Annotated in this window: 9 protein-coding genes and 1 pseudogene; 5 read left to right on the forward strand and 5 right to left on the reverse strand. The window is 31.3% G+C overall.

Going from position 1 to position 7,721, the window contains the following annotated elements; all coding sequences use genetic code 11:
* Positions 1–91: 91 nt before the first annotated feature.
* Positions 92–544, reverse strand: a complete 453-nt coding sequence (locus B4E95_RS01315) for a type I restriction enzyme HsdR N-terminal domain-containing protein (protein WP_291089321.1) — start codon at positions 542–544, stop codon at positions 92–94.
* 3 nt (positions 545–547) lie between these two features.
* Here B4E95_RS01315 and holA point away from each other — a divergent pair, with 3 nt between their 5' ends.
* On the forward strand, positions 548–1,558 hold the full coding sequence (gene holA, locus B4E95_RS01320; protein ID WP_291089324.1) for a DNA polymerase III subunit delta: 1,011 nt from the start codon (positions 548–550) through the stop codon (positions 1,556–1,558).
* A 71-nt stretch (positions 1,559–1,629) separates the two neighbouring features.
* Positions 1,630–2,577 carry a thioredoxin-disulfide reductase gene (trxB, locus tag B4E95_RS01325; RefSeq protein ID WP_291089327.1) on the forward strand — a complete coding sequence of 316 codons (948 nt, stop codon included), beginning with the start codon at positions 1,630–1,632 and terminating at the stop codon, positions 2,575–2,577.
* A gap of 139 nt (positions 2,578–2,716) precedes the next feature.
* Here the strand turns inward: trxB and B4E95_RS01330 are convergent, their stop codons facing one another.
* Positions 2,717–3,364 (reverse strand): 2OG-Fe(II) oxygenase, encoded by a 648-nt coding sequence (locus B4E95_RS01330; protein WP_291074600.1) that lies wholly within the window; start codon positions 3,362–3,364, stop codon positions 2,717–2,719.
* Positions 3,365–3,488: 124 nt separating this feature from the next.
* Complete coding sequence (locus B4E95_RS01335) at positions 3,489–4,025, reverse strand: GNAT family N-acetyltransferase (RefSeq protein ID WP_312192825.1); 537 nt, start codon at positions 4,023–4,025, stop codon at positions 3,489–3,491.
* A gap of 63 nt (positions 4,026–4,088) precedes the next feature.
* On the opposite strand from B4E95_RS01335, the gene B4E95_RS01340 reads away from it, so the two are divergent.
* On the forward strand, positions 4,089–4,715 hold the full coding sequence (locus B4E95_RS01340; protein WP_291063360.1) for an NADPH-dependent FMN reductase: 627 nt from the start codon (positions 4,089–4,091) through the stop codon (positions 4,713–4,715).
* A 54-nt stretch (positions 4,716–4,769) separates the two neighbouring features.
* Positions 4,770–5,225, forward strand: a complete 456-nt coding sequence (locus B4E95_RS01345) for a hypothetical protein (RefSeq protein WP_291089330.1) — start codon at positions 4,770–4,772, stop codon at positions 5,223–5,225.
* A 42-nt stretch (positions 5,226–5,267) separates the two neighbouring features.
* On the opposite strand, the gene B4E95_RS01350 is transcribed toward B4E95_RS01345, so the two are convergent.
* Positions 5,268–5,780, reverse strand: a complete 513-nt coding sequence (locus tag B4E95_RS01350) for a gamma carbonic anhydrase family protein (protein ID WP_291089333.1) — start codon at positions 5,778–5,780, stop codon at positions 5,268–5,270.
* 59 nt (positions 5,781–5,839) lie between these two features.
* On the opposite strand from B4E95_RS01350, the gene B4E95_RS01355 reads away from it, so the two are divergent.
* On the forward strand, positions 5,840–6,721 hold the full coding sequence (locus B4E95_RS01355) for a NifU family protein (protein WP_291063355.1): 882 nt from the start codon (positions 5,840–5,842) through the stop codon (positions 6,719–6,721).
* Between the two features lie 64 nt (positions 6,722–6,785).
* Here B4E95_RS01355 and B4E95_RS01360 read toward each other — a convergent pair.
* Positions 6,786–7,694 (reverse strand): annotated as a pseudogene (locus tag B4E95_RS01360) (outer membrane beta-barrel family protein).
* Positions 7,695–7,721: the final 27 nt, after the last annotated feature.

The following is a 7,721-nucleotide window of genomic DNA, read 5'->3' on the forward strand; positions in this document are numbered from 1 at the left end:
ACAACTTAAAAATTAATATTAACTAAATGCACTACGGGTAGATATAATAATTTCAATAATTATCTCATTAACAAATTAACACATTAGCACGTTACCCCTTCTTTGGTAACTCTTTCAAGAAATTATATCTTTTTTGGACAAAATCCATCATACAATAGAAATGATTCAAACCATTTGATACCATCAATAATTGAGAACCTAACACTATATTGTAACGTGCAATTTGATCAAAAGTTGCTTGCGAAATTGCAATATGTGGTGCTTTACATTCTACCATAATCCAAGGTTTTTCTTGCTGATAAACGACAATGTCTGCACGTTTTCGCATTCCTGTAATATCAATTGGCACTTCCAATGCAATCGCCGAAGTTGAATAACCCAAATCGTTGATTAAATAATTCAGAACGTGTTGCCTAACCCATTCTTCGGGCGTATAGACCAACCATTTTTTTCGAATTAAACAAAAGATATACAATTTATCTTGGGCTTGTTTCAATCTTATTTGGTATTTTTCGGAAAAATTTAATTGTACTAATTCAGTCATTGTATGAGTCCTGTAGAATCTTTGATCAAAGATATAAAAAACAAAAACTATAAACCGATTTACTTCTTGGCGGGCGACGAGCCATTTTTCATCGATCAGATAACTGATTTATTGGAAGCGAATATTTTACCAGAAGAAGAAAAAGGTTTTAACCAAACAATAGTTTATGGACAAGATGTAGAGATTGGACAATTAATAGGAATGGCACGTCAATATCCGATGGGTGCAGAAAAATCTGTAGTGATTGTAAAAGAAGCACAACATCTTAACCGTTCGATAGATCAGTTGGAAATGTATGCCAATCAAGTACAAGATTCAACTGTTTTAATCATCAATTACAAAGGAAATTCACTTGATAAACGTAAGAAAATCTACAAAGTTCTAAATGAAAAAGGTTTTTATTTTGAATTTAAAAAGATTTACGAAAGCGAATTACCTGCTTGGATAGAGCAAAAAGTTACTGCCAATCAATTTAAAATTGAACCAAAAGCAAAGTTTTTATTGACCGAATATGTAGGTGCAGATTTATCTCGTTTGAACAATGAATTAGAAAAATTATTTACAATTGTTGGTGCAGATAAAACTATCACACCAAATCATATCGAAGAGCATATCGGAATTAGTAAAGATTATAATGTGTTTGAACTTCGCAATGCAATCGAAACGAAGAACATCGAAAAAGCATTCAAAATCATTAAATATTTCGAGAAAAATCCGAAGGATAACCCATACGTCGTTTCAATCACAACAATTTTTAATCTGTTTACAAACATCATTCAAATACATGTTACGCCAGATAAATCGAAGCAAAATTTGGCAAAAGTATTAGGAATTAATCCCTACTTTGTACAAGGAATGATGACCGCTGCGAGTAATTATCCGCTAAAAAAAGCCACGAAAATTATCTCATTTATTCGCGAATATGATTTGAAAGGAAAAGGTGTTGGAACTACTGGAAATGTGACACCAAGTCAATTATTAATTGAATTAGTGTATAAAATTATGAATCTATAATTTTCATCTATTTATAGAATCGAGAAAACTAAATAAGAAATACTAAATTTGTAAAAAAATAAAACAACACAATGGAAAATAACGTAAAAGATGTTATCATAATAGGATCTGGACCTGCAGGTTATACAGCGGGAATTTATGCAGCACGTGCGAACATGAATCCTTTGATTTTAACTGGTATGGAGCCAGGTGGACAATTAACAACAACAACTGATGTTGAGAATTTCCCAGGTTATCCAGAAGCAGTTACAGGACCAGAATTGATGGCTGATTTACAAAAACAAGCGGAACGTTTTGGAACTGAAATAAAATACGAATATGTAACGGAAGTAACTTTTGGAGAAAAAGAAGGTGACGTACATACTGTAAAATCGAACAATGGAACTTACCAAGCTCGTTCTATTATTATTTCGACTGGTGCAACTGCGAAATATTTAGGTTTAGATGATGAAACTAAATACGCTGGTAGTGGAGTTTCAGCTTGTGCAACTTGCGATGGTTTCTTTTACCGCGGTAAAGATGTTGCAGTAGTTGGTGGTGGTGATACAGCTGCTGAAGAAGCAACTTACTTATCTAAACTTTGTAACAAGGTTTATTTATTGGTTCGTAAAGAAGAAATGCGCGCGTCTAAAGCGATGCAAGATCGTGTTGCAAATACGCATAATTTAGAGGTTTTATATAACCACGAATTAATTGGTTTGGAAGGAAACAATGTTGTTGAAAAAGCTAAAATCATCAACAATGTTACAAACGAAGAAAAAGAATTAATCGTTGATGGAGTTTTTATCGCGATTGGACATAAACCAAATACAGAATTATTCCAAGGAAAATTGGATATGGACGAAACAGGATACTTAATCACTCAAGATCGTTCGTACAAAACAAATGTACCTGGTGTTTTTGCTGCTGGCGATGTACAAGATTCTGTTTACAGACAAGCAATAACTGCTGCTGGTTCTGGTTGTGCTGCTGCATTAGACGCAGAACGTTATGTTGCAGAATTCTTTGACGAAATATAATATCGTTTAGCATATATAAGAAAAAACAAAAGCTCAACCAATGGTTGAGCTTTCTTCTTATTGTTTAAATCCTTCAAATTGATACCAATATTTATCTATTGTAAATAGAGATTGAAATCTCGAAGCACTACAGATTTTGTTACAGATACGTCAAAATATTCCCTCTGGTTTTCAACCAACCTGTAATACTATATCTTGGTCGATTAACGGTTTTTACTTCGTGTGGAATACTTTTACTATCAAAAACAGCCAAACGACCAGCAAGAGGTAAAATATCTAATTCTTTTTCAGACTTATTCTCATCTGCCAAATACAAGGTCAATTGTCCGCCAAATTCATCTTTCCATTCTTCATCATTCAAATACAACACAATAGAAAGTGTGCGTCTATCATCATTCTTGAAAGCATCAACATGTTTTTGGTAAAATGTCCCTTCGGGATAAATGGCATAATGAAATTCACTTTCTTCAATGCCCATGTAACATGTTAGATTGAGATACTCAATAAAATCATTGATTTTTGAGAAAAAAATTTCTTCCGTTTCTGTTTTATTTTCTTCATCAATCCATCTGATTTTATCTCCTCTGATTGATTTTACAATTTGTTCGTTAACCGAACTTCCTACGGCTGCTTGATGAAAATCTTTTTTATTTTCTTTTCGAATTATTGCTTCGCGAAGTTGCTTTGTTTCCTCTGTTGAGAAAAAAAAGTCTGAAATAGAGTATTTTTGATTTGATAAGTCATCAATAATCTTTTCATAAATTGGGTTTAATGTAATATTACTCATTCATTATTATGAAAACTTCAGTAAAAGTATATTTTATTACGAAAAACATAATCATATTTTTAAGTTTTTTTTCAAAAAAAGGACATAAAAAAATCTGTCCTCAAAAAATAGTTTTAATTATCAATTACTTAAACCAGTCAACTTTATTCAACTGATAAATAAAATTTAACTTTGGCTCTTCTCCAAAATATTCAATTTGTTCTTCTTTCACTTTTTTACAACCCAATCGCTCCACTGCAATTTGCGAACGTACATTATCAGCGCCAACATGTAAATAAATTTTGTCAACAAACTGAAAAATATAATCAAACATTAACTTCTTAACGGACGGATTAAAGCCTTTTCCCCAACAATTCGTCGAATAAAACGTATATCCAACCAAAATAGACGAATCTTGCTCATTATAATCGTAAAAACGAGAACTACCAACAACTTGATTTGTCTGTTTATCAATAATCTTGAAAGCGCCTTTACTTTGAATTGCACCTTCGAAAAAATTCATAAAAACATCTCTTTTCCAACGATTTTTATTTGGATGTTGTTCCCAAACTTTCGGATCGGAAGCAGCTAAATATAAGACTTCAAAATCATTATAGTTGAGTGGTTGAAGTTCTACCAAATCATTCTCTAAATTGGGCTGAATATTTATCATTTGTTTCATTTAATACAACACTAATTTACATTATTCTTGTACGATATCCATTAAAAAATAATCATTAATTGAATGAAATTTTCTCAAAATAAAATCAAATCATTAACTTTAGTAAAAACAAAAACCAATAAAATTATGACTCAAAAAACGATTGGACTTTTTATAGGAAGTTTACGAAAGGAAGCTAATTCCAGAAAAATTGCTAAAAATTTAATAAAAATGACGCCCGAGGGATTTACCTTTAAGATAATTGAAATTGGACAATTAGAATTTTATAACCAAGATTTTGATGACCGTAATCAAGTTCCTGATTCTTACACTACTTTTCGTAAAGAAGTTTCTGAATTGGATGGCCTAATTTTTATCACACCAGAATATAATCGATCTATGCCAGCGGTTCTAAAAAATGCTTTAGATGTTGCTTCTCGTCCTTTCGGAAAAAATGTTTGGGATAATAAACCAGGTGCGATTATTAGTAGTTCTACTGGTACTATAGGTGGTTTTGGAGCGAATCATCATTTAAGACAATCCTTAACTTTTTTGAATATTCCGACTATGCAACAACCCGAAATTTATTTAGGAAAACTAAAACCAGATGTGTTTGATGAAAATGGATATTTTAATAACGAAAAAACAACAAGTTTCATTCAGAATTTTGTAGATGCATATGTAAAATGGTTTCAACAACTAACAAAATAAATCTAGAATTTTATTGATTATTACTGTACGACTAACTAACTTCACAGAAAAAATATGTTTTTAAATTTTGAAGATAAAGCTAATCTTATTTCTAAACTAAAAAGTTTAAAAGTAGATCAACAGCCAGAATGGGGAATTATGACACCTCAACATATGGTTGAACATTTGATTGTAACCACTAAAATTTCAAATGGAGGTTTAACAGTACCTTGTCGAATTCCTGCAGAGCAAATTCCTCAATACAAATCATTTTTATTAGAATCTGATCATGAAATGCAAAAAGGGATAAAAGCAAATGGAATGGAAGGTTTACTAGATTTACGTTACCATTCTTTAGAAGCTGCAATAGAAAAATTAGAAGAAGAAATTGATAAATTCAATTCATATTTCACAGAAAATCCTGATGGTAAAATTGTCAATCCAGTTTTAAATGATATTGGATACGAAGATTGGAAAACATTTCATAAAAAACACTTTACACATCATTTCAAACAGTTTGGTTTGATGTAATTCAGATAAAATAAAAGCTCAGTTATAAACTGAGCTTTTATTTTATTTATACCAACTACTATACATCAAATAATTATTGGCGATTCTTTCTATTTCACCTTCTTTCAATTCTTTTGGAACATCTTTAATTTTTTTCGCTGGAATTCCAGCCCATAATTCTCCTTCTTTTACATGCGTTCCTTTGGTTAAAATCGCACCAGCGGCAATCAAAGAATTAGATTCAATAATGCAGTCATCCATCACAATTGCGCCCATTCCAACCAATACATTATTGTGTATTGTACAACCATGTACAATTGCATTATGCCCTATCGAAACATTATTTCCAATTGTTGTTGGCGATTTTTGATACGTTGCATGTATCGTTGCGTTATCCTGAATATTTACTTTGTTTCCCATTTTGATATAATGTACATCTCCACGCACAACTGCTGAAAACCAAATTGAGCAATTATCTCCCATTTCTACCTCTCCTACAACCACAGCATTATCCGCTAAAAAGCAGTTTTCACCGAACTTTGGTGTGTGTCCATTTAATTCTTTAACTATTGCCATAACAAAATCTATAATTCTAATGATAAAGATACATTTTTATAGCGTATTTTTGTAGAACTATGAGAGTATACGAAGAAATTACACCTAATAATAATGTGATGAAGTTCGTTTGTGACGAGACTTTAACACAAGGTGGCGTGGAATTCGATAAAGAATCTACAGCTACCGAATCTCCTTTAGCGCAAGTTTTATTGACTATACCATTTATTCAAAAAATATTTATCACAGCGAATTTTGTTGCGATAGAAAAAATAGATGCTGTTGATTGGGCTGATGTTACAGAAGATTTGAAAGAAATTATCAATGAACATTTAGAAGAAAACGCAATTTTAGCACCAATGAAAAAGGCTCCTATTTCTATTTATGCAGAAATGACGCCTAATCCTGCTGCGATGAAATTCGTTTCAAATTCTATGTTAGCGCCAGAAATCATCGAAATAAAATCGAAAGAAAAAGCTGCTGGAGTTCCATTAGCTGTTGCGATTTACAAAGAATATCCTTTTGTTGAAGAAGTTTTTATTGTTGATAATTATGTTTCTTTAACGAAAAACGAAACAGAAGATTGGTCACTTTGGGCGATGGATGTTCGTTCGTTTATTACGAATTATTTACAAGCTGGAGGTCCTGTTTTTGATGAATTTTATGAATTCACAACAGAAGCTCCTGAACATGTTGTGGTAAAACCTGCTGAAGAGTTTTCTTCTGTTGAGCAACAAATCAAAGCTATTTTAGACGAATATGTTCAACCAGCAGTTGCAAATGATGGTGGAAACATAGAATTAATTGAATTTGATGAAGAAACGAGAACAGCAAAAATGTTATTACAAGGTGCTTGTTCTGGTTGTCCGTCTTCTACAGCAACGCTTAAAAATGGTATCGAAGGTATTTTAAAACAAATGATGCCTGATGTTGTAGACAACGTTGAAGCTGTAAATGGATAAGATTAAAAATATTTTTATTTAAAAAATCTCAGAGCATTTTGCTCTGAGATTTTTTATTTTTTTTCTATTTTCCTCCACTCCTATTTGCTTCTTCTGCATTAGAAGTTTGACGTTTACTCACATTGATTTTTGAATTACCAAATTTATAAGAAACCGAAAAACGTATCGATTGCGAATCATAATATTGTCTAAACGATTGCGAAATATTTTGCACATTTGTCGACAATGTTGAAAGATCTGTTTTGAAAATATCATAAGCCATCAACGACAACGTTAATTTCTTATCCATCGCCAAATATTTAAAACCTATATCTAACGAAGAACTTGAACTATAATTAAATTCTCTGTTTTTTCCTTTTGGTGTAAACGTATAATTAGCTTGGGCCGTGAACGTTTTTTTAGTATTCAAATTCAGGTTATTATAAACCGAAAAATTAGCTCCATTTCCTGTATATTCTTTATCTAACACATCAATTTCATTGATTGATTTATTAAATACAAAATTAAATTCAAGATTAGATTCCCACCATTTATAAGGTTTTAGAGTTGATGATAAACTAATTCAGTAATTAGACATTTTATAATAATTTAATCGCTTAAATATTTGTGTTTGCATCAATTCTCCATCCAATTCTTATTCTTGATGAAAGACATTTTGACCAAAACCATCTTGTATATTTTGATAATAAAATTTTGCTTGTAAATAATCTTTGAATCCATAACTTAACTCGAAATTATACACAAAAGCTGGTTGCATAAAAGGATTTCCTTCTGTGTAAGAAATAGGATTACTGTACCATTTATCTGGATTTAATTCCCAAAAAGCTGGTCGTTGAATTCTTCGACCAAAATTAAAATTGAACGAATAATCTTCTGTTGGCTGATATTGAATATAAAACTTTGAAAAGTGCTTATCATAAAAATCAATTAGCAGAAAAAATTGTACAATTTTTAGAGAATTATCAATCGATATAAAACGAAAAAAAGAAGCTGTCTCAAA

The sequence above is a fragment of the Empedobacter sp. UBA7494 genome (assembly GCF_002478465.1).
Taxonomy (GTDB): domain Bacteria; phylum Bacteroidota; class Bacteroidia; order Flavobacteriales; family Weeksellaceae; genus Empedobacter; species Empedobacter falsenii_B.

Coding starts and splice junctions, on each gene's coding strand:
- B4E95_RS01330 (WP_291074600.1), bottom strand. CDS start 3,364: ATGAGTAATATTACATTAAACCCAATTTATGAAAAGATTATTGATGAC.
- holA (WP_291089324.1), top strand. CDS start 548: ATGAGTCCTGTAGAATCTTTGATCAAAGATATAAAAAACAAAAACTAT.
- B4E95_RS01345 (WP_291089330.1), top strand. CDS start 4,770: ATGTTTTTAAATTTTGAAGATAAAGCTAATCTTATTTCTAAACTAAAA.
- B4E95_RS01315 (WP_291089321.1), bottom strand. CDS start 544: ATGACTGAATTAGTACAATTAAATTTTTCCGAAAAATACCAAATAAGA.
- B4E95_RS01335 (WP_312192825.1), bottom strand. CDS start 4,025: ATGAAACAAATGATAAATATTCAGCCCAATTTAGAGAATGATTTGGTA.
- trxB (WP_291089327.1), top strand. CDS start 1,630: ATGGAAAATAACGTAAAAGATGTTATCATAATAGGATCTGGACCTGCA.
- B4E95_RS01340 (WP_291063360.1), top strand. CDS start 4,089: ATGAAATTTTCTCAAAATAAAATCAAATCATTAACTTTAGTAAAAACA.
- B4E95_RS01350 (WP_291089333.1), bottom strand. CDS start 5,780: ATGGCAATAGTTAAAGAATTAAATGGACACACACCAAAGTTCGGTGAA.
- B4E95_RS01355 (WP_291063355.1), top strand. CDS start 5,840: ATGAGAGTATACGAAGAAATTACACCTAATAATAATGTGATGAAGTTC.